Here is a 19,469-nt window from a genome sequence, read left to right as displayed (position 1 = left end):
GGTATTCGTCGCAACTATTGCTCGCTTTTCCCGCCCACATCCCAAGATGCCGGCAAGCCGCGAGGCTCACCCCGCGACATTTTTGGTTTGAGTGCCTACATTGGAAGGGTGAGCACCATAGATCTCCCCACCCCAGGCCCCCGGTACTTCCGCGACGTGTCGGATGTGCCCTCGCCCCTGGAGAGCCCTCAGGGAAATGTCAGAGACACGTTCAACCGTCCGCTGCGCGATCTGCGGATCTCGGTGACGGACCGCTGCAATTTTCGCTGCGTCTATTGCATGCCCAAGGAGATCTTCGGGAGGGACTACGTCTTTTTGCCCAAGGACGACCTGCTCAGTTTCGAAGAGATCACCCGGCTGGTGAAGATCGCCGCCGCCCACGGCGTGGAAAAGATCCGGCTGACCGGCGGGGAGCCGTTGCTGCGCAAGGACATCGAGCAGCTGATCGAGATGATCGCAGGTGTTAAGACCGCCGAGGGCAAGGACCTCGACATTGCATTGACGACCAATGGTTCGGTGCTGGCCCGGAAGGCGCAGTCGCTCAAGGACGCCGGTCTGCAGCGGGTGACTGTCTCACTCGACTCGCTTGATGACGAGCGCTTCAAGGCGATGAACGACGTCGATTTCCCCGTCTCCCGGGTGCTCGACGCCATCGATGTGGCTGACGACGTCGGCCTCGGACCGATCAAGATCAACACCGTCGTCAAGCGTGGCGAGAACGACCAGGACATCGTGGACGTGGCACGGTACTTCAAGGATTCACCGTTCATTGTCCGCTTCATCGAATACATGGACGTCGGCACCACCAATGGCTGGAAAATGGAAGAGGTTGTGCCTTCGGCCGAGGTGATCAGCCGGATCGACGCGGAAATGCCGCTCGAGGAGGTCTCCCCCAACTACACGGGCGAGGTGTCGGCACGATGGCGGTACAAGGACGGCGGCGGTGAGATTGGAGTGATCTCTTCGGTCACCCAGGCCTTCTGCTCCACCTGCACGCGGGTGCGGATCTCGACCGAAGGCAAGCTCTTCACCTGCCTGTTCGCCAGCGACGGCCACGATCTGCGCGCCTTGATGCGCGGGGGGTGTTCAGATGCCGAGCTGGAGACCGTGATGGCGCATTTGTGGCGGGCGAGGACCGACAGGTACTCCGAACTGCGCAGCGCAAACACCGCCGACCTGCCGAAGCGGGACAAAATCGAAATGTCCTACATCGGCGGTTGATACTGCCGGTGGAGATCTGCCGCTATGTCAATGGCGGCGTTCTTCCCCGTACGTCTCATAGTGCTCCTTGACCCACCGCGAGATCCTCCAGGTGATTCCGGCGGCGGCCAGGAAGATCCCCGCCAGGCTCAAGATGACTGACGAGGCCGCTACGCCGGCGATTAAAACTATGGCTCCAAGCGCCATCAAAAAGGCGAAGGGAGCCGTCGCCGGGTCCCGGGCTTTCCCGGTTGAGAGGGCCCGTGACAGCCTCGGGTCCTCAGACTTGAGCTGCTCTTCCAGCATGGATAGTTCGTGACGCTCACGTTCAGATAACGCCATTATTCTCGACCTGCCGATCATTTCCGTACAACCAGCGGCAACAACAGTGCCCTCCAACTCCATTATCCCACCTGCGCCATGCCAATTGGACCGAAAGTCAGCAACATCACCTTCTGCTGCGCAGCCGCCGAAACGATCTGGGTATCCTCGATGACAAAGCACTCGCCAGAGAGGATGTGCACTCGAGATGACGTACATCATCGCCCAGCCATGCGTGGACGTTAAGGACAAGGCCTGCATCGAGGAATGCCCGGTCGACTGCATTTATGAGGGTGAGCGGACACTGTACATTCATCCGGATGAATGTATTGATTGCGGCGCGTGCGAGCCGGTTTGCCCTGTCGAAGCGATCTACTACGAAGATGACACACCCGCACAATGGGCCGAGTACTACAACGTGAATGTCGAGTTTTTTGACGAACTTGGTTCCCCCGGTGGCGCCGCAAAGCTGGGCAACACCCACACCGATCACCCGGTGGTCGCTGCTTTGCCGCCACAGCCACCGCTCATCTGAACCGCTGCCGGCCATTTCTGGATATGCCAGCTTGATACTGTTTACTCAAAACGCGACAGTTCCGACGAAAAGGGAAATCCCGTGAAGAAGATTTCACTAACAGCTCTTATGCGCCAGCAAATGGACGCAGCACTGCGGAACTCGAGCGGGCGCAGTGCCGACACGGTATTCGGCGGCCATGAGCAGGTGATGCGCCAGACCATGTTTGCCTTGCGGGCAGGTGCCACCATGAGCGAGCACGAGAATCCCGGTGAAGCGACGCTGCATGTGCTTCAGGGAAGGGTGACGCTGACAGCAGGCGGACATTCGTGGAACGGCTCGCCTGGCGACCTGCTGATAGTCCCGCAGGAGCGGCATGGGCTGGAGGCTGTCGAGGATTCAGTGGTATTGCTGACGGTGGCCAAGCTGCAGGAGCCTCCGCGTGCGGAGGACCAGCTGTCGTCCTGACCTGCAGGAAGGGCAGGCGCTTTATCCCGCGCGCAGATGGGCCAGAGTGAGACCGATCGGGATGCTGACCAGGACGACGACGAGCAGGATCCGGTAAGTCCATATCGCCCACACCGGTCCGGTGCCCCTCCCTCGCACGGTACGGATCATCAAGGCGAGCGCGACGACGAGCAGCAGCCCGCCGCCGTCGACAATAAGCGGCATGCCGACCATTGTTCCGCCGATCACCGCCGCGCTGCCGAGATTCCAGGCTGCGAGTTCGGTTGCGACGGTTCCGGTGGGTGGCCGGCCTGCAGCGAGTGCGCTTTGCGCGCTCCCGAAGGCATATTGCGCGACGCCGGCGACCAGGACTGAATAGGCGGCAGCCCAGGAGCCATGCTCAAGTCGCAGGGGACTGGTCACGGCTGCGACGAGGCCCCCGGAGACGATCCACGCAGCGCCGATGACTTTGAAGAGTCCCGGACTGCTGGTCCGGGCCGGACTCGGACTGCTGGTCATCGCGCGCCTCCGATCCGGCTGTGTTTCAGCTTCCACGCCTCCTGAGGGGCTGGGAACAATCGCCATGATGCTGAATCTATATCATTTCCACGATGGTTCCCGCGATGAATGCGGCCACCAGTGGCGCATCCCTGGCACGCCGGAGACTGATGGGAGACTGATGGGTGCACCATTTGAAATATTGGCGTTTCTGGCTAGGCTCGTCGGTGAGAGCAACTCTTTTCCACCCGCCCGGCGGGGCGGCCCCGGCGAGCCGAAGAAGGTGTCCTGTGGAAGCGACAGTCGCGACAAGAGCAGCGGAGATCATGACCTCTCGGGTGGTGACCGCATCGCCGGAGACGGCAGTGGCCGATATCGCCGATATGCTGAGGCGCCACCGGATCAGCGCGGTCCCGGTGGTCGACGATGACGCGCATGTGGTTGGCCTGATCAGCGAATACGATCTGCTGGCCAAGTCCGGCGCCACCGCGACCGATGTGATGACCACCGCCGTCGTCTCCGTCACTGCCGACACGCCAATCGCTGATATCCGCCAACTGCTGATTGAACGCCGGGTCCGCCGGCTGCCGGTGCTGCAGGGCGGTCGCTTGGCGGGCATCGTCAGCCGTGGCGATGTGGTGGCGCTGCTGGCCACCGAGTGGGTGTGCGGCGTGTGCGGTGAGCCGTTCCGGGGTGAGCAGCCGCCGGACAGCTGCCCGAAGTGCCATGCCGGCAGCGACCGTTTCCATTTCCAGGAACAACTGCCCGGCCCCTGAGTGTGCCGGCACGCTCAGGGGCCGGGCAAGAGCAGTATCAAAGAGAGGTTCGTTATGGCTGACACGACGGATACGACGGCGGACGGCGGCGCGGCTGCCGGAGCATCCTGGGACAATGAGCAGTCGGAGGTGCTGCTGGACTACTACCGGCAGATGGTGCTCATCCGGACCTTCGAGCAGACGGCTTCCGAGATGTATAAGCGGGCCAAGATCGGCGGCTACTGCCACCTGAACAGTGGCGAGGAAGCCACTGTCGTCGGCCTGATGGCGGCGCTGGAACGCCGTGATTATCTGTTCACCAACTACCGCGATCACGGTTATGCGCTCTGCCGGGGCATGGAACCGGGCGCCGTGATGGCTGAGCTGTTTGGCAAGAGCACAGGTGTGGCCAGGGGCCTGGGCGGTTCCATGCATATGTTCGACACCGAAGTCAGGATGCTCGGCGGATACGGTGTGGTGGGCGGTCAGCTGCCGGTGGCGACCGGGGCGGCCCTCGCCCTGACATACCGCGGCGAAGCAGGAACTGAGGCGGAGGCCTTGATGTGCCAGCTGGGCGATGGCACCACCAACATCGGTGCCTTCCACGAATCATTGAACCTCGCGGCCATCTGGGACCTGCCGATCGTGTATGTGATTGTGAACAACCGGCTGGGCATGGGGACTTCTGTCGAGGCAGCGTCCGGCGAACCCGAGCTGTACAAGCGCGGGGCCTCCTACCGGATGGAGGGTGACCGGGTCGACGGCAATGACGTGGTGGCCGTGCGTGAAGCGGCCGCCGCAGCCATGCACCGTGCCCGGACCGAACGGAAACCATTCCTGCTCGAAGCGATGAGCTACCGCTTGAAAGGACACTCGGTCGTTGACCCCGAGCGCTACCGTTCGTCCGAGAGCTCTGAAGAGGCCAAGGAGTCCGATCCGCTGCCGGCGATGCGGGACTGGCTGCTGGCCCAGGGGGTGCTGGACGAGGACAAGGCGGACCAGATCGAATCGGACGCCGACCAGCAGGTCGACGATGCGGTCTCGTTCGCCGACTCCAGCCCGGATCCGGATCCGGCGGATCTTTTCGACTACTCCTACGCCACTGATGTAGCCAACGCACCGCACACCTTGCCCGGCGAGCCGGTAGTGGAGATGCCATGACCACCAGTTCAGGAGAGACGATGCCAGTGATCACCTACCGGCAGGCGTTGAACGACACGCTGCGGGCGGAGCTGACCCGCGATGAGAACGTATTCCTCATCGGCGAAGAGATCGGCCAGTTCGAGGGTTCCTACAAGATCACCGCGGGCCTGCTCGACGAATTCGGTCCCACGCGGGTGCGCGACACCCCGATCGCCGAAGAGGGTTTCGTCGGCGCAGCCATCGGCGCGGCGATGATGGGACTGCGGCCCGTCGCCGAGATCATGACTATCAACTTCAGCCTGATCGCGATGGACCAGATCGTTAACCACGCGGCGAAGATCTATGGCATGTTCGGCGGGCAGACACCGGTTCCCATGGTGATCCGCACCCCCGGCGGCGGTGGACAGCAGCTGGGGGCCACGCACTCGCAGAACCTCGAAGTCTGGTACGCGCACGTGCCCGGCCTCAAGGTGGTCGCCCCGTCGACGCCAGCAGATGCCAAGGGGCTGCTGACGGCCGCGATCCGGGATGACGATCCGGTGATTTTCCTGGAGAACCTGTCGCTGTACAACACCAAGGGCGAGGTGCCCGACGGCGAACAGGTCACCGAGATCGGCAAGGCGGCGATCGCCAAGGAAGGTACCGACATCACGGTGATTGCCTATTCGCGGGCCAGCGTGATCGCCGTTGAGACGGCACGGAAACTGGAGGAAGAAGGCATTTCAGTGGAGGTGGTCGACCTGCGGAGCCTGCGCCCGCTGGACCGGCAGACTGTGTGCGAATCGGTGCGCAAGACCAGCCGCGCCGTCGTGCTTGAGGACGACTGGCTCAGTTACGGCGTCGGGGCCGAAATCTCTGCCACGGTGATGGAGGGCGCCTTCGACTATCTCGATGCCCCGGTCCGCCGGGTGGCGGCTGCGGAAGTCCCGCTGCCCTACGCCAAACCGATGGAGACGGCCGCACTGCCCGACGCCCAGGACCTGACCAAGGTCATCCGAGAGCAGCTCGAAGCCACCAGCTTCTTCCGATAGGAGTACACCATGCCTGATGTAGTGATGCCCCGCCTGTCCGACACCATGGCCGAGGGTGTGCTCAGCCGCTGGATAATGAACGAAGGCGACGCCGTCAAGAAGGGTGATGTGCTCGCCGAGGTTGAAACCGACAAGGCCACGATGGACTTGGAGGCTTTCGACTCCGGTGTGCTGGAGCGCCAGCTGGTCTCTGAAGGCACATCCGTCGCCATCGGCGATCCCGTGGGCTTTATCGGCAGCGGCGAAGATTCAGGCTCCGGCGGAGGTTCCGGGTCCGGCTCCGACGAGGAAACCGGGTCCGGCGAAGATTCTGGCTCCGGCGGGCAGTCCTCCTCGACCGATGCCGAGTCGTCGGCCGATGGCACGGAACCCGCGCCGGAGGCCGAAGCGACAGGGGCAGCGGAGTCACAGGACGACCAGTCACAGGCCGCCGACCGGGAGGAAACCACAACAGAATCCCGCCCACAGGCACAACCGGCAAAGTCCACCGCTTCCGGATCTTCCTCGCGACTGCTCACATCGCCGCTGGCCCGGCGGACCGCCAGCGAACATGGTCTCGACCTGTCGACGGTGAAAGGCACCGGGCCGGGCGGCCGGATCGTCCGCGCCGACGTCGAGGCTGCGGTCGAGGCCCAGGAACAGGCTCCTGAACGTGCTGCTGCCACGGGTGCTGCGGGCACTGAATCCGGCACTGGCACTGGTTCCGAGGAGGTCCCGCTATCCCAAATGAGGCGGGTGACGGCCCGGCGGCTGTCCGAAAGCGCCGCGGCACCGCACTACTTCCTGACAAACGTGGTGTACGTCGACCGGCTGCTGGCTTTCCGGAGCGAAGTGAACGCCAGTTTCGCAGAGTCCGGCACCAAGGTCAGCGTCACGGACCTGCTGGTCCGCGCCTGCGCCGTGACCCTGCGCAATCATCCGCAAGTGAATTCGTCGTGGGGCGAGGACAAGATCCTGCGGCATCAGGACATCAATGTTGGCCTCGCCGTCGCCGTCGAAGAAGGGCTGATGGTTCCAGTGGTGAAGGGCGCCGACGCCAAGGGGCTGGACACGATTTCCGCCGAAACCCGGGATATGGCCGAACGTGCCCGCGCCGGACGGCTGAAACCTGATGAGTTCAGCGGCGGTACGTTCACCATCAGCAACCTGGGAATGTTCGGGATCGACAACTTCACCGCCGTGATCAACCCACCGGAGTCCGCCATTCTCGCCGTCGGCGCTGCGTCCGACGAGCCGTATGTCCAGGACGGGCAGCTGCAGACCCGCAAGACGATGAAGATCACCATGACATCGGACCACCGGGTGCTGGATGGGGCGGTATCGGCAGCCTTCCTGCAGGACCTGAAGCGCACGTTGGAAGAGCCGTTGAGGATGCTGCTGTGAATCTGCCTGACCTGCAAGACCGTGATGACGTCTACGACCTGGTCAACAGTTTCTACCAGCGCGCGTTCAATGACGAACTGCTCGGTCCCATCTTCCTTGATGTGGCGCAGATGGACCTGCAGGCGCATATGCCGATTATGTGCGACTTCTGGGAAACGGTGCTGTTCCGCGCCGGACTCTACAAGCGCAATGCCCTGCAAAAACACGTGGACCTGCATGCCAAGGCGCCATTGGGCCTCGAACACTTTGACCGCTGGCTGGCAATTTGGACCGCGAATGTCGACGACCGCTACGCCGGCCCGAAGGCGGAGCTGGCCAAGGTCCAGGCGGGGCGCATTGCCCAATCCATCCACCGTCGGCTGCAGGGTCGATCCGGCAGCCAATTCGAGACGCTCGGAACCCGGGAAGCGGCCGGGTAAAGCAGCAGGGCCCAACAGCACGCCGATACCAGACGTTGCCGATGTCGACGAAGTCGGTCAGCTGGACGGCCAGTAATGGCTGTCCGGCACTGCCCGGGCCCCGAATATCGCCTGACCGACACGGACCACGGTGGCCCCTTCCTCGATCGCGGTCTCGTAGTCTCCCGACATACCCATTGACAGTTCGCCGGGGCCGATCAGTTCAGGCGATTCGGCACGTGCCCGGTCCCGGAGGCTTCGCAGCAATGCGAAGCAGCCCCGGACGCGGGATGTATCCGGTGTGAAGACCGCCAGCGTCATCAGTCCGCGCACCCGCAGTGCGGTGTACTGCGGCAATTGAGCCAGGAATCCAGGGAGTTCACCGGGCGGTAGGCCGAACTTGGATTCCTCGCCGGAGGTATTCACCTGCACAAACACGTCGAGCTCATGACCGGCCATCTGCAGGCGCCGGTCGAGGGCTTCGGCGGCGCGCAGGCTGTCCAAGGCTTGGAACTCGCTGGCGAAGGCGGCTACCTCCTTGGCCTTGTTGGTCTGCAAATGCCCAATCACCGACCACGACACGTCCAGGTCACTCAAGTTGCCATGTTTGCGCTTGGCTTCCTGCACCTTATTTTCACCGAGCGACCGACATCCGGCCTGCACGGCCAATCTGATGCGGTCTTCCGGGACCGTCTTGCTCACCGGCAGCAACCGGATCTCGGCAGCGTCGCGTCCGGCGCGTTCGGCGGCCGCGGTGATGCGCGATTGGACGGCGGCAATATTGTGCTCGAAATCGGCAACGCTCTCCGCTGTCGGATATTGCGGTTCGGCTCCTGCTGCACTGTCCGATCTGTCCATTGTTTCGATACTATCCTTCAGCCGGCGCCGGGTAGACGATGCGGCCCCAGGTGGACTTGTTGCCCCGGATGTTCTGCCGCAGCCCTTCGACCTGCAGAATCTGCGAGTGGTCAACGAACAGGTTCACTTCGTTGCCGTAGTTCTTCACGTACCACTCGAAGACCAGCGGCTCCGCCGCCTCGAACATCACGTTCTCCAGTCCGACATTTTTGATAATCGATGCCGCGGCCGCAGTGTTCCATTCACCCACGTCCTTCTTGCCTTCCGCGGCCAGCTCCGACTCGGTGGAGTCGCCGTCGGAACTGAACTGGCCCCCCAGCTCCGGCTTGGCCCGCGGGCCCGCCTGGTTCGTGCTCGTGGGCGAGGTCGCTGAAGGCGCGGACCTGTTCGCGGGGCAGCAGTGCGAAGGAGCCACCGGCCCACTTGACGCCATCGACCCACTGGCCTGCGACGTCGAACATGTCTGTCCCTCTCCTGTGTCGGTGTTGTTATCGGTTGCGTGGGACCTGGCCGAGCAAGTCCGTCAGGTCGGTAATGGGGTGGGCATCCAGGTCGTGCACGACGGCGGCGATGTCGTCGCGCAGTTGCTCGCCAGTGAAGCCGGTGGCGAGGATGCTGAACTTGGACAGCGCGTCCTCCCACGTCAGCGGGTTGGTGTGGAAGCCCTTGTAGGCCGAGGTGGTTGACGAATAGACAGTTCCGTCCGTCAGTTCCACCTCCACCCGGCTGGGCATTTCGCCGGGGAACCGGGCCGAGTATCCGTCGTCGGGCGTGACGGTGACCTTGCGCAGCAACTGCTGGACGTCGTCGGCGGTTATCCGTTCCGGCGCATACTGTTCGGGCTGCACCTGTCCATCGAGCAGGGCTGCGGCGACCATGTAGAGCAGTGAGTGGTCGGCTTCCTCCTTGGTGCGGATGCTGCGCTTATCCCCTTCCTCGCCGCCGCCGATGATGTCGTAGGCGACCTGGAAGGTGCGGATCCGCACGGCTTCGATATCTTCGGGCCGGAAGCTCTCGTAGCGGGTGATGTCGATGGCGGCGTCGATGGCGGACTGCGAGTGAATCTCGGCGTTGTGCTTTTTAATGATGGTGCGCAACACGCTCTCCAGGTCCTCGCCGGCCCAGTCAATGGAGAAGTCGCCGGAGATGGTGTCCTTGAACCCCTTGTTGCCTTCGAACACTTCGGCCGGCCCGGTGATGCCGGCCGAAGCCAGCAGCGCGGCGTGGGTGCCTTCCTTGCCCACTTGCGGGTAGGCCAGCCCCTTCCAATGCGACAGGCCGCCGGTGCGGGTCACCCGCAGCGCGTTGTTGGCGGTTCCGGAGATGGCAATCGCGTTGGCCGTCTGTCCGACGTCGAGCCCGAGCGCCTTGGAGGCTGCGGCGGCGACGGCGTAGGCACCTTGGACCGTGTGGTCGAATCCTTTCGCCCTGACGGGTGCGACGTCGGAAAGCCGGGTGTGGATCTGGTAGGCAACGGCGACGGCGGTGATGAAGTCTTTGCCGCTGGCGCCGGCGCTTTCGGCCGCGGCGAGGACAGCGCCGATGTTGTCGGAGGGATGGTTGGTCTCCCCCGGCGCGAGGTAACTGTCCATGTAATCGAGGTAGCGGCTCAACGCGGTGTTATAGAACGCGGCGCGATCCGGAGCGGTCTTCCCGCCGCCAATCATGGTGGAGGCGCCGTTGCCGCCGAGGGAATCGGTCAGCTTCCGGATGGCTACAAGCGGTTCGGCGTCGAGGGCCCCGATGGCAACGCCGAGGGTGTCGAGCACCCGGATCTTCAGCTGTTCGGCCGCCTCCGGGCTGAGGGATGAGTAATCGCTCTGGCCGACGAATTGGGCGAGCTTCCGGACTTCCGTCATGGTGTTTCACCTTCCTGCCGGGGCTTCGTACAGAAATACCCGATGAAGGTGTCGTCAGTGACCCGCGCATCGGCGAAAGCCGCACATAATTAAGAAACGCTTTTGTTTCCTAATTCAGTCTATCCCTGAAATGACGGGCCCCGGCGGTGCCGTTGCTCACACCTGCGGGAGTCGTCCTCTCCTGGTTTCAACGCGAAGGCGGCTAAGGTGACCTCTGAAGGAGAACATTCCCACACCGCCGCACCGTGCTTATGGAGGTTGAGCAGATGAGCCCTTACCAGCAGTTGGTCCAGCGGACTGACACTGTGGTGAGGAACCTGCCTCCGGCCGCGTTTGCTTTCGTGATGGCGACGGCTATCACCGCCCTCGGGTTCAGCGTGCTGGACAAGCGGGCCATTTCGCTGGCGTTGATCAGCGTTGCGGCCGCAGGCGGCGTTGTACTGATGATTGCCACGATTTGGCGGCTGGTCCGGCATGCCGACAGCGTGATGGACGACGTCGGCAACGCGTCGACGACGTTTGGGTTCTTCACCATTGTTGCGGCCTGCGATGTCCTCGGTGCATACGCCAGCATGTCGGGCCACGTCGTGGCCTTCACCGTGCTGGCGGTGTTCGGGGCTGCGGTGTGGCTGCTGCTGACCTATGCCCTTCCGGCGCGGGTGCTGCTGGTCCACGGTGACCGCTCAGTGTTGAACGATGTGAACGGAAGCTGGTTTTTGTGGGTGGTCGGCACCCAGTCGGTCGCGACGTCGGCGGCCATTGGTGCCCGGCACTTCCACCCCGAGGTAATGAGCGCAGTGGCCGTCGGATTATGGGGCGTGGGGATCGCCTTGTACATGATCATCGCCACGCTCGTCACGCTGCGGATGCTGGTGCGGGAGAACCCGCCATCCGGCCTCAGCCCCGTCTACTGGATCTACATGGGAGCGACGGCGATTTCGGTACTCGCCGGATCCCGCATCCTGCTACTGCCCGAAGATCTGTCGGTGATGCGGGCGACAGAGCATTTCGTCTCGGGCATGAGCTTCCTGCTGTGGTCACTGGGGATGTGGTGGATTCCGCTGTTGATCGTGTTCGGAATCTGGCGTCATGGCATCCGGCGGGTGCCGGTGACGTACGAGGCGGCATTGTGGAGCATAGTTTTTCCGATGGGAATGTACTCGGTGGCGAGCATCCTCTACGGCGCCACCCGGAGTATGGAGTTTATGGTCCGCGTAGGCCAAACCGGCATCTGGGTGGCGGCGCTGGTGTGGGCGCTGGCGACGGTGGCCATGATCCGTGCGGGAATGCGGTGGTTCCGCACCCGGGCACAGCCGCCTGTGGTCACCGACACGGATTAACACCAACGGCTGCATCCACCCTGGCAGACCGGCGTGTCGGCCGGCGACACGCCGGGATCCGCCGTCCTTGGTGTTAATCCATGCTCGCCGGGTCAGTCGATCTTCGACCGATGGCCGACTTCAAGAGCCAGGACACTACACTGCCCGTCATCGATGGAGCAGACCACGCGATAGTCGCCGACCCGGTAACGCCACAGCCCACCCTTGTCACCGACAAGAGCTTTACCGCTATCCCGCGGATTCGGCCAAGCCGCAGCCTCATCCACATAATCGACGATTGGTAAAACACCATGTCAGCGCATACTACTGCCTATAACGCTTAGGCTTGGGGCCATGGAATCGCCCATCGAGAGCTATCTGCGCACCCTCCACGCCGAGATCCGCGAGATGAAGAACGGCACACCGTACAGCGCCGTGCCCGCCATGGCTGACGTCGATCCGGACAACTTCGGGATCTGCCTGGCCACGGTGGACGGCTACGTGTACGAGGTCGGCGACACCCGCAAGAAGTTCACGCTCCAATCCATTTCCAAACCGTTCACGTACGCGCTGGCCCTGGAGGACCTTGGCCTCGAAGCGGTCGACCGGAAAGTGGATGTGGAGCCGTCGGGCAACTCCTTCACGGAAATATCGCTGGCCGAGGGCACCGGCCGGCCCGCCAACGCAATGATCAACGCCGGGGCGCTTGCCGCAACCGGGCTGATCAAAGGCTCGGGCGGCAGAACCTCGATCAAACGGATCATCAGCACCTACTCGGATTTCGCCGGCCGGGATTTGGCCGCCAGCGAGCGGATTTTCCAGGCCGAGTTGCGCAAGAGCGACCGCAACCACGCGCTGGCGTACCTGCTCAGCTCCTTCGACATCATCGAGGACAACCCCACCTCGGTGTTGGAAGACTATCTGCGCCAGTGCTCCGTTCAGGTCACCTGCCGGGATCTGTCAATCATGGCTGCCACGCTGGCCAATGCCGGGCACAACCCGCTGACCGATAAGCAGGTGGTGGACATCGGCACGGTGGAGCGGGTGCTGTCGGTGATGATGACCTCGGGGATGTACGACGACGCCGGGGCCTGGGTCAGCAACGTCGGCATGCCGGCCAAGTCCGGAGTGGGCGGCGGGACCATCGCGGTGCTTCCCGGGCAGGTGGGCCTGGCGGTCTTCTCCCCGCCGCTGGATGAGCACGGCGCCAGCGTACGTGGCCTGGCCACGTGCCAGCAGCTCTCCACCGAAATGGAAATGCATTTCGTCCGCTCTGCCCGCGCCGGCCGCAACGCCATCCGCGCTTCCTACGACATCACCGACGCGCCGTCGGGCATCCGGCGCAACGAGGAAGCGGCAGGCTCGCTCAGCGAACACGGCCATCGGGCACGGGTTATCGAGCTCAATGGCGACCTGCTCTTCGCCGGCACAGAGTCGATGGTGCGGGAGATCAGCTCGCTGAATAACGACGTCGAACTTGTCATTCTGGACCTGCGCCGGGTGGACGAAGTCGGTGGCGTCGCGTTGCGGATGCTGTCCCGGATCGAGAAGAGCCTCGCCGCCGCCGGCCGGGAACTGGTGTTGATCGATGGCGAGGGCACCCTGGCGGGGGCCTTCGCCGACGCCGGCCACGAGGTGCCGGCGTTCGAAAGCCGCACAGCTTCAGTGGAGTTTGCCGAAAACCGGCTGATTTCCAAGTATGGCAATGGGCTGAATCTACCGGGCTGCGTACCGGTGGTGGATTCACCCGCACTGAGCCCGCTCAATCCGCACGATGCTGAAGCGTTGGCCGCGCGAATGGAACCGAAGACGTACGACGACGGCGACATCGTCCGTCGCGTGGGGCAGCGGTTCGGCGGTGTCTTCTTCATTGTTTCCGGAAGGATCAGCACTATCGCGACCGGACCGCACCGGCAGCGGGTGAAGCTGACAACCCTGGGTCCCGGAATGACCTTCGGCGAGCTGGCCCTGGGCAGCGAGGACCGGCAGGAAACAACTGAGAAGGCCGACGGGCCGGTGGAGCTGATGGTGCTCAGCGCCGACGCCATCGACGAGCTGAAAGCGGCAGATCCGCGTCTGGCTGTGGAACTGTGGATGGCGCTGACCCGCGATGCCTACACCCGGGTGGACCAGTATTTGCGGGAAACGGCTGTGCGCATCCGGGACTGATTTTCGGGCCCGGGACTGAGGCGGCGCCGACTTTGCATGCGTGCTCTGTACGCGCACCAAAAGTCGTGCTAGTTTATGGAGGCAACTTTTCCGTTTTCCAGCAGTGAGGGACACAGCAATGGTCATTTTGCCTACCGCCCGCCAGTTTCCCCTGGTGCCGCCGCGGACGGCGATGACCTGCACCCCCACACCCGCGGTCCGGTAGCCCGGCACCGGTTCACCGGAGTGCCCGCCGGCCGGTCAAGGAAGCTTCGCACCGGCAACGCCGCCGGCTTCTTTCCGGTTTCACCCCGGTGAATCTTCCACAGACGACCGCCGGCGGATCCGGCGCCGTCGTTGTCGCATCCGCCAGTTGATCCCGCGGCAGCCGGACCATCCCGCAGCGGCTGATGTTGCACCTCGTCGCTGCACCTCGGTGCAGCAGGAACAGCACCTCGGCACAGCCGGTCGAGTTCCGCCTTCGGAGGAGCGCTTCCCTCTGGCGGGAATGACTTCCGCCTCCGGCCGGTTGTGGCGACTGCCGCGGTGGCTGCGGCTGTGGTTCGACGCATTTCCTCGCACACACCACTTTCGATAGGACGCCTCTTTTGACAGAACCAAACTCTGCCGATGCAAGGACGCCGTCAGCAATCGACGCCGCCCCGTCCGCGACTGCCGGCGCATCGGATATTCCACGCCGCAACAAGCGGGTGATCCAGCTGCTGCTGGCCTCCGCGTTTGTGGTCATCCTCAACGAGACCATCATGAGCGTCGCGCTACGGGAGCTGATGGTCGACCTGAGTATCACTGCCCGGACGGCGCAGTGGTTGACGACGGCGTTCATGCTGACCATGGCCGTGGTGATCCCGATTACGGGGTTCCTGCTGCAACGGTTCCACACTCGGCCCGTTTTCCTCACCGCCATGAGCCTGTTCTCCACCGGCACATTGATTGCCGCGCTGGCTCCGGGGTTCGGCGTCTTGCTTCTGGCCCGCATTGTGCAGGCTTCGGGCACCGCGATCATGATGCCGCTGCTGATGACGACGCTGATGACGCTGGTGCCGGCCGACCGGCGGGGCAAGACGATGGGCAACGTCTCTATCGTGATTTCGGTGGCTCCGGCCATCGGACCGACCATCTCCGGAATCATCCTGAGCACGTTGTCGTGGCGATGGATGTTCGTGCTGGTGCTGCCAATCGCCTTGACAATGCTCTTCATCGGCTACCGCCGGGTGGAGAACGTGACTGAGCCGAAGAAGCTGCCCATCGACGTCGGCTCCGTTGTACTCTCGGCCTTCGGCTTCGGCGGACTGCTCTACGGACTAAGCCAAATCGGTTCGGACAGCGGGCCGGCCGAATCGTCGGCGCCGATGTGGATCTCGCTGGCAGTCGGTGCCGTTGCCCTGGTGTCTTTCGTGCTCCGCCAGCGGCTGCTGCAGCGCAACGACCGGGCACTGTTGGATCTGCGGACCTTCCGCTCGCCAGTCTTCAGGATCTCCGTGACCTTAATGATGGTCATGATGTCGTCGCTGTTCGGGGTCATCATTCTGCTGCCGATCTACATGCAGCAGGTGCTCGGCCTTCCGCCGATCGAGGTGGGCCTGATGCTGCTGCCCGGTGGCCTGACCATGGGCCTGCTCGCTCCCACGGTCGGCCGGCTCTACGACCGCTTCGGTCCGCGCCCGCTGGTGGTCCCGGGCACGATCCTGGTCAGCTCGGTGCTGTGGGTGCTGAGCACAGTCACTGAAACCACGACGTCGGCGCAATTGATCGCCGCGCACGTCGTCCTCAGCCTGGGGTTGGCCTTCCTGTTCACCCCGTTGTTCTCGTCCAGCCTGGGGTCGCTCCCGCCGCACCTGTACTCGCATGGCAGCGCCATTGTTGGCACCGTGCAGCAGGTGTCTGCCGCTATTGGAACGGCATTGTTCGTCACGGTGATGTCCATTGGCGCGGCCAATCTGCGGACCGAAGGAGTCGCGGAGGATATTGCCGTGGCCGGCGGCGTGCGTGCGGCCTTCATGACCGGAGCCATCATCTCGCTGTTCGCTATCGTGGCGGCGTTCTTTATCCGCAAACCGGCTGAGCCGGCCAGCGATCACGAGGACGACAGGGAGCCGGTGCCGGCCGAAGGGTAGAGCCAGGGCGGCCGGCAAGGCGCGATTCAGGCATTGGGTCCCGGCTTTTCGGGCCTTCGGCGGGTGTTTCGCCGGAGGCCCGAAATAAAATCCTGCACAGCCCCTTGACCCCCTTCACAGCCGGGAGTAGATTTTTAGTCAACCAATTGGTTTATAAACAAGTAAGTTGGCAGTCATGGATTCTGATAGCGACGACCAGCTCGACAGGGCCTTCCTGGCCCTGGCCGACCCAGTTCGCCGTCGCATCATTGCCCGGCTCAGTCGGGGTCCGGCGACGGTCAACGAACTGGCGGAACCCTTCGAGATGAGCAAGCAAGCCGTCTCGAAGCACATCCAGGTTCTCGAGCAGGCGTATCTGGTCACGCGGTCACGCGAGGCCCAGCGCCGCCCGGTCCACCTGGACCCCGCACGGCTGGAGGCGCTCACCGCTTGGATCGACCGGTATCGGTTGGTCCGCGAGGGGCAGTTCCGCAGCCTCGACGCCGTGCTCAATCATCAGGCCGTACACGGCGGCCGGCAGGAAAAGGATCAATCATGAGCAACGCACTGAAACTCACCGTCGAGGACAACGTTCCGTTCATCGATTTCGAGCGGGAGTTCGACTTCCCCGTAGCGGAGGTATTCCGCGCCCACAGGGACCCGGAGCTGATCAAGCAATGGCTGGGACCGCGGGGGCTGAAAATGGACATCGACCACTATGATTTCCGCACTGGTGGCAGCTACAAGTACATTCATACCGGACCCGATGGTGTGGCCTACACATTCAACGGGGTCTTCCATACGGTGCGGGAGAACGAGTTCGCCATCCAGACCTTCGAGTTCGAAGGGTATCCCGATGTGGTCAGCATCGAATCCATGACCTTCGAAGATCTCGGAAACGGCCGCTGCAAGTTAATCGGCCACTCCGTCTACCCCAGCCAGGAAGCCCGCGACGGGATGGCCCAGTCCGGGATGGAAGGTGGAATGACCGAAGGCTACGAGCGGCTGGACGAGCTGCTTGGCTCCCAGGTCCGGGCAGAGGCACGCTGACCGGACAGCCGCAGGCAGACCGGAACAATACCGAAGGTGCCGGATAGCCGTACCGGTTCAGCGGGTGCGGCCGTCCGGCACCACGTGCGGAAAGGCAACTGTGATGGATTGGACCCTTGAAGTAATGGTGCTTCCGGTGAGCGACATCGACCAGGCTATTGAGTTTTACCGGGACAAGGTGGGCTTCCACCTCGACCACCACACGGTGAACGAGCATATGACCGTCGCCCAGCTGACGCCGCGGGGGTCAGGCTGTTCGATCGTCGTCGGCAGCCTCCCCGCCCAGCGACAGATGGAACCGGGATCGCTGCATGGGATGCAGCTGGTGGTCTCCGACGCTTGCGCGGCCCGGGAGGAATTGCTCAGCCGCGGAGTGGAGGCCAGCGAGATCACCGTCTTTGACGAGCGCGACGGCGGCACGTTGTTTGGCTTCAGCGATCCGGATGGCAACTCCTGGGCGGTGCAGCAGCTGAAGGCCCGGGCCGAGGCGCCGCTTATCCCCCGGGGGTGACCAGCCCGGTTTCGTAGGCGAGCACCACCAGCTGTGCCCGGTCGCGCACGTTGAGCTTGGCCAGCAGCCTGCTGACATAGGTGCGCGCCGTCGCGGGACTGATGAATAGATTGGACGCGATCTCCTCGTTGGACAGACCGCGTCCAATCTGTTCGAGAACTTCCCGTTCGCGTTCAGTCAGCTCCTCCCACACCCGGGGGTCGGCCTTGACCGGCCGCGTCGCCGCCACTGACTGCATCACCTTGCGGGTGATGGAGGGCGAGAGCAGCGAGTCCCCGGCGGCAATGGTGCGGATGGCGTTGCGCAGGTCCGACGGCGTGACGTCCTTGAGCAGATAGCCGGCGGCACCGAGCCGGATGGCTTCAAAGACGTGTTCGTCCTCGTCGAAGGTGGACAGGATCAGGATTCGCACGTTGGCCAAGTCAGGGTCGGCGACGATCTGCTCCGTCGCCTTCAACCCGTCCATATCCGGCATCCGGATATCCATCAGCACCACATCGGGCTCGAATTGACGCACCGCGCCCAGTCCGGATCGTCCACTGCCGGCTTCGGCCACCACGGCGATGTCGCCGTCGTGCTCTGCCAGGGTGCGCAGACCGGTGCGGACCATCTCCTGATCGTCAACCAATACAATTCGGATCATAAAAGCAACCTGGTGGGTAATTGTGCCTTGACCTGGAAGCCACCGTCGTCGACGGGCCCGGCGGTGAGATATCCTCCGAGCAGCGCCACCCGCTCGCGCATGCCGGCGATGCCGTGCCCCGAACCGGAAGGCTTGCCGCCGTCGTCGCGCTGATCTGCGTCAGCTAGCGGGTCGTCGGCAGCGGACGCTGAACCGCCGGTTTCGGGTACCGGGTTGCCGGCCGTCCCGGAGCCGTTGTCGACGATCGTCACCTGCAGCACCTGGCCCTCAATGCCGGCGGTGACACGCGCCCAGTCACCGCCGGAATGGCGGATGGTGTTGGTCAGCGATTCCTGCACTAGCCGGTAGGCGGCGGCCTCGATGGTTCCGGACAGGGCGCCGTCGGGCACCGAGAGGTCCGTCTCCACGTGGAAACCCGCCTCCCGCGCTGAGTCAGCCAGCTCCGCAATGCCGTCGAGGCCAACGATGCCAGCGATCCCAACGAGTGCTTCCTCCGGGGACCGCAGCACCTTGACCACTGAACGCAGTTCGCGCATGGTGTGCGATGTGGTGGAGCGGATCTGCGCCACGGCGCGGGCGGCCGCGTCGTCGTCACGGCCGATTGCTTCAGCAGCGACGTTGCTGTGCACGGAAATCACCGACATAGTGTGGCCCACGATATCGTGCAGATCCCGGGCCAGGTTCATGCGTTGCTCCTGGACTCGCCGCTCGGCGGCCCGGGCATGCTCGGCGGCGGTCAGCGCGTTGAGCCGTTCCTGCTGGGCCCTTGCCTCCCGGCGCATCCGCACGTTGACCCCCAGCGCCACGGCGGCCGCAAGCAGCGCCACGTTGGTGAGGAACTCATAACTGACGAGGTAGGTCCCCGGAAGACCTTCGGTGATCCGGAAGTACGCGGCCACAGTGACCAGCACGGCGCCGGCTGCCAGTGCCTGCCGGGCCATCGAAGCTTCCGCGGCGGAGTAGATGGCGGCAGCGGCGGGCAGCGAAATTCCGATCGCCGGGTACCCCAAGGCGTAGTAGACAAAGATGCCCAGCACGGTGGCGATCAGCACCAGCAGCGGGAAACGCCGCCTCAGCAGGATAAGCAGTCCGAACCCGAGGGCAAAGCCATATGGCCCGGGACTGTCAGCTCCGGAACCGCCCAGGTCGGCGGCGATGACGATGGCCACGGCCAGCGCCACGCCGATCGCAAACAGCACATCGGTCAGCCAAGGCGATACCCGGCTTGGCTGGTCAGTCATAGTACTCATAGTAGGAAACACCCGGCAGATCCGCAG

General features: G+C 63.6%; 23 protein-coding genes. 14 read left to right on the top strand and 9 right to left on the bottom strand.

Annotated features, from left to right (window positions below):
• The first annotated feature begins 108 nt into the window (after positions 1–108).
• Positions 109–1,221: a GTP 3',8-cyclase MoaA gene (gene moaA / locus H535_RS0107635; protein WP_051298779.1), complete on the top strand. Its 1,113-nt coding sequence runs from the start codon at positions 109–111 to the stop codon at positions 1,219–1,221.
• Between the two features lie 27 nt (positions 1,222–1,248).
• Here the strand turns inward: moaA and H535_RS29335 are convergent, their stop codons facing one another.
• Positions 1,249–1,542: a DUF3040 domain-containing protein gene (locus H535_RS29335; RefSeq protein WP_162144866.1), complete on the bottom strand. Its 294-nt coding sequence runs from the start codon at positions 1,540–1,542 to the stop codon at positions 1,249–1,251.
• Positions 1,543–1,729: 187 nt separating this feature from the next.
• Here H535_RS29335 and fdxA point away from each other — a divergent pair, with 187 nt between their 5' ends.
• Both fdxA and H535_RS0107615 read left to right on the top strand, forming a co-directional pair.
• Positions 1,730–2,056: a ferredoxin gene (gene fdxA, locus H535_RS0107620; protein ID WP_026819079.1), complete on the top strand. Its 327-nt coding sequence runs from the start codon at positions 1,730–1,732 to the stop codon at positions 2,054–2,056.
• An 81-nt stretch (positions 2,057–2,137) separates the two neighbouring features.
• Positions 2,138–2,503 carry a cupin domain-containing protein gene (locus tag H535_RS0107615; RefSeq protein ID WP_026819078.1) on the top strand — a complete coding sequence of 122 codons (366 nt, stop codon included), beginning with the start codon at positions 2,138–2,140 and terminating at the stop codon, positions 2,501–2,503.
• 21 nt (positions 2,504–2,524) lie between these two features.
• On the opposite strand, the gene H535_RS0107610 is transcribed toward H535_RS0107615, so the two are convergent.
• Positions 2,525–3,067 carry a hypothetical protein gene (locus H535_RS0107610; protein WP_245580214.1) on the bottom strand — a complete coding sequence of 181 codons (543 nt, stop codon included), beginning with the start codon at positions 3,065–3,067 and terminating at the stop codon, positions 2,525–2,527.
• A gap of 203 nt (positions 3,068–3,270) precedes the next feature.
• Here H535_RS0107610 and H535_RS0107605 point away from each other — a divergent pair, with 203 nt between their 5' ends.
• From H535_RS0107605 to H535_RS0107585, 5 genes are read left to right on the top strand one after another with little or no spacing between them, the layout of a single operon-like run.
• Entirely contained in the window at positions 3,271–3,756 is a 486-nt protein-coding gene (locus tag H535_RS0107605; protein WP_026819076.1) for a CBS domain-containing protein, read from the top strand.
• A gap of 54 nt (positions 3,757–3,810) precedes the next feature.
• The gene (pdhA, locus tag H535_RS0107600) at positions 3,811–4,896 is read left to right on the top strand and encodes a pyruvate dehydrogenase (acetyl-transferring) E1 component subunit alpha (protein ID WP_035768731.1); all 1,086 of its coding nucleotides are present in this window, start codon (positions 3,811–3,813) and stop codon (positions 4,894–4,896) included.
• Complete coding sequence (locus H535_RS0107595) at positions 4,893–5,909, top strand: alpha-ketoacid dehydrogenase subunit beta (protein ID WP_425387264.1); 1,017 nt, start codon at positions 4,893–4,895, stop codon at positions 5,907–5,909. Before pdhA ends, H535_RS0107595 begins: the two co-directional genes overlap by 4 nt.
• A 9-nt stretch (positions 5,910–5,918) precedes the next feature.
• Entirely contained in the window at positions 5,919–7,292 is a 1,374-nt protein-coding gene (locus H535_RS0107590) for a dihydrolipoamide acetyltransferase family protein (protein WP_026819073.1), read from the top strand.
• Positions 7,289–7,711 carry a group III truncated hemoglobin gene (locus H535_RS0107585; RefSeq protein WP_026819072.1) on the top strand — a complete coding sequence of 141 codons (423 nt, stop codon included), beginning with the start codon at positions 7,289–7,291 and terminating at the stop codon, positions 7,709–7,711. The genes H535_RS0107590 and H535_RS0107585 overlap by 4 nt, the downstream gene beginning before the upstream one ends.
• A 57-nt stretch (positions 7,712–7,768) precedes the next feature.
• Here the strand turns inward: H535_RS0107585 and H535_RS0107580 are convergent, their stop codons facing one another.
• Genes H535_RS0107580 through H535_RS0107570 form a run of 4 tightly spaced genes read right to left on the bottom strand, consistent with a single transcriptional unit; the run spans position 7,769 to position 10,407 of the window.
• Positions 7,769–8,548: a YggS family pyridoxal phosphate-dependent enzyme gene (locus H535_RS0107580; protein ID WP_026819071.1), complete on the bottom strand. Its 780-nt coding sequence runs from the start codon at positions 8,546–8,548 to the stop codon at positions 7,769–7,771.
• A 10-nt stretch (positions 8,549–8,558) separates the two neighbouring features.
• Positions 8,559–8,798 carry a phosphosulfolactate synthase gene (locus H535_RS30365; RefSeq protein ID WP_211236549.1) on the bottom strand — a complete coding sequence of 80 codons (240 nt, stop codon included), beginning with the start codon at positions 8,796–8,798 and terminating at the stop codon, positions 8,559–8,561.
• A complete protein-coding gene (locus H535_RS30360) occupies positions 8,791–9,009 on the bottom strand; it encodes a phosphosulfolactate synthase (protein ID WP_211236548.1) in 219 nt (72 codons plus the stop codon). The genes H535_RS30365 and H535_RS30360 overlap by 8 nt, the downstream gene beginning before the upstream one ends.
• Before the next feature lie 27 nt (positions 9,010–9,036).
• A complete protein-coding gene (locus H535_RS0107570; RefSeq protein WP_026819070.1) occupies positions 9,037–10,407 on the bottom strand; it encodes an MmgE/PrpD family protein in 1,371 nt (456 codons plus the stop codon).
• 266 nt (positions 10,408–10,673) lie between these two features.
• Between H535_RS0107570 and H535_RS0107565 the strand changes: the two genes are divergently transcribed.
• Entirely contained in the window at positions 10,674–11,747 is a 1,074-nt protein-coding gene (locus H535_RS0107565; RefSeq protein WP_162144865.1) for a tellurite resistance/C4-dicarboxylate transporter family protein, read from the top strand.
• A gap of 92 nt (positions 11,748–11,839) precedes the next feature.
• On the opposite strand, the gene H535_RS30355 is transcribed toward H535_RS0107565, so the two are convergent.
• On the bottom strand, positions 11,840–12,013 hold the full coding sequence (locus tag H535_RS30355) for a type II toxin-antitoxin system RelE family toxin (RefSeq protein ID WP_211236547.1): 174 nt from the start codon (positions 12,011–12,013) through the stop codon (positions 11,840–11,842).
• A gap of 67 nt (positions 12,014–12,080) precedes the next feature.
• Here H535_RS30355 and glsA point away from each other — a divergent pair, with 67 nt between their 5' ends.
• The 5 genes from glsA to H535_RS0107535 all read left to right on the top strand — a co-directional run bounded on the left by glsA (position 12,081) and on the right by H535_RS0107535 (position 17,549).
• Entirely contained in the window at positions 12,081–13,895 is a 1,815-nt protein-coding gene (gene glsA, locus H535_RS0107555; protein WP_026819067.1) for a glutaminase A, read from the top strand.
• 587 nt (positions 13,896–14,482) lie between these two features.
• On the top strand, positions 14,483–16,009 hold the full coding sequence (locus H535_RS24125) for an MDR family MFS transporter (protein WP_051298770.1): 1,527 nt from the start codon (positions 14,483–14,485) through the stop codon (positions 16,007–16,009).
• A 175-nt stretch (positions 16,010–16,184) separates the two neighbouring features.
• Positions 16,185–16,547 (top strand): ArsR/SmtB family transcription factor, encoded by a 363-nt coding sequence (locus H535_RS0107545; protein WP_026819066.1) that lies wholly within the window; start codon positions 16,185–16,187, stop codon positions 16,545–16,547.
• Positions 16,544–17,038 carry an SRPBCC family protein gene (locus H535_RS0107540; RefSeq protein ID WP_026819065.1) on the top strand — a complete coding sequence of 165 codons (495 nt, stop codon included), beginning with the start codon at positions 16,544–16,546 and terminating at the stop codon, positions 17,036–17,038. Before H535_RS0107545 ends, H535_RS0107540 begins: the two co-directional genes overlap by 4 nt.
• Before the next feature lie 103 nt (positions 17,039–17,141).
• A complete protein-coding gene (locus H535_RS0107535) occupies positions 17,142–17,549 on the top strand; it encodes a VOC family protein (protein ID WP_026819064.1) in 408 nt (135 codons plus the stop codon).
• On the opposite strand, the gene H535_RS0107530 is transcribed toward H535_RS0107535, so the two are convergent.
• Positions 17,533–18,192: a response regulator gene (locus tag H535_RS0107530; protein ID WP_026819063.1), complete on the bottom strand. Its 660-nt coding sequence runs from the start codon at positions 18,190–18,192 to the stop codon at positions 17,533–17,535. The genes H535_RS0107535 and H535_RS0107530 overlap by 17 nt on opposite strands.
• On the bottom strand, positions 18,189–19,433 hold the full coding sequence (locus H535_RS0107525; RefSeq protein ID WP_035768730.1) for a sensor histidine kinase: 1,245 nt from the start codon (positions 19,431–19,433) through the stop codon (positions 18,189–18,191). The genes H535_RS0107530 and H535_RS0107525 overlap by 4 nt, the downstream gene beginning before the upstream one ends.
• Positions 19,434–19,469: the final 36 nt, after the last annotated feature.

Source organism: Arthrobacter castelli DSM 16402 (assembly GCF_000430705.1).
GTDB lineage: Bacteria > Actinomycetota > Actinomycetes > Actinomycetales > Micrococcaceae > Arthrobacter_C > Arthrobacter_C castelli.
This window is presented reverse-complemented; position numbering and strand designations above follow the sequence as displayed.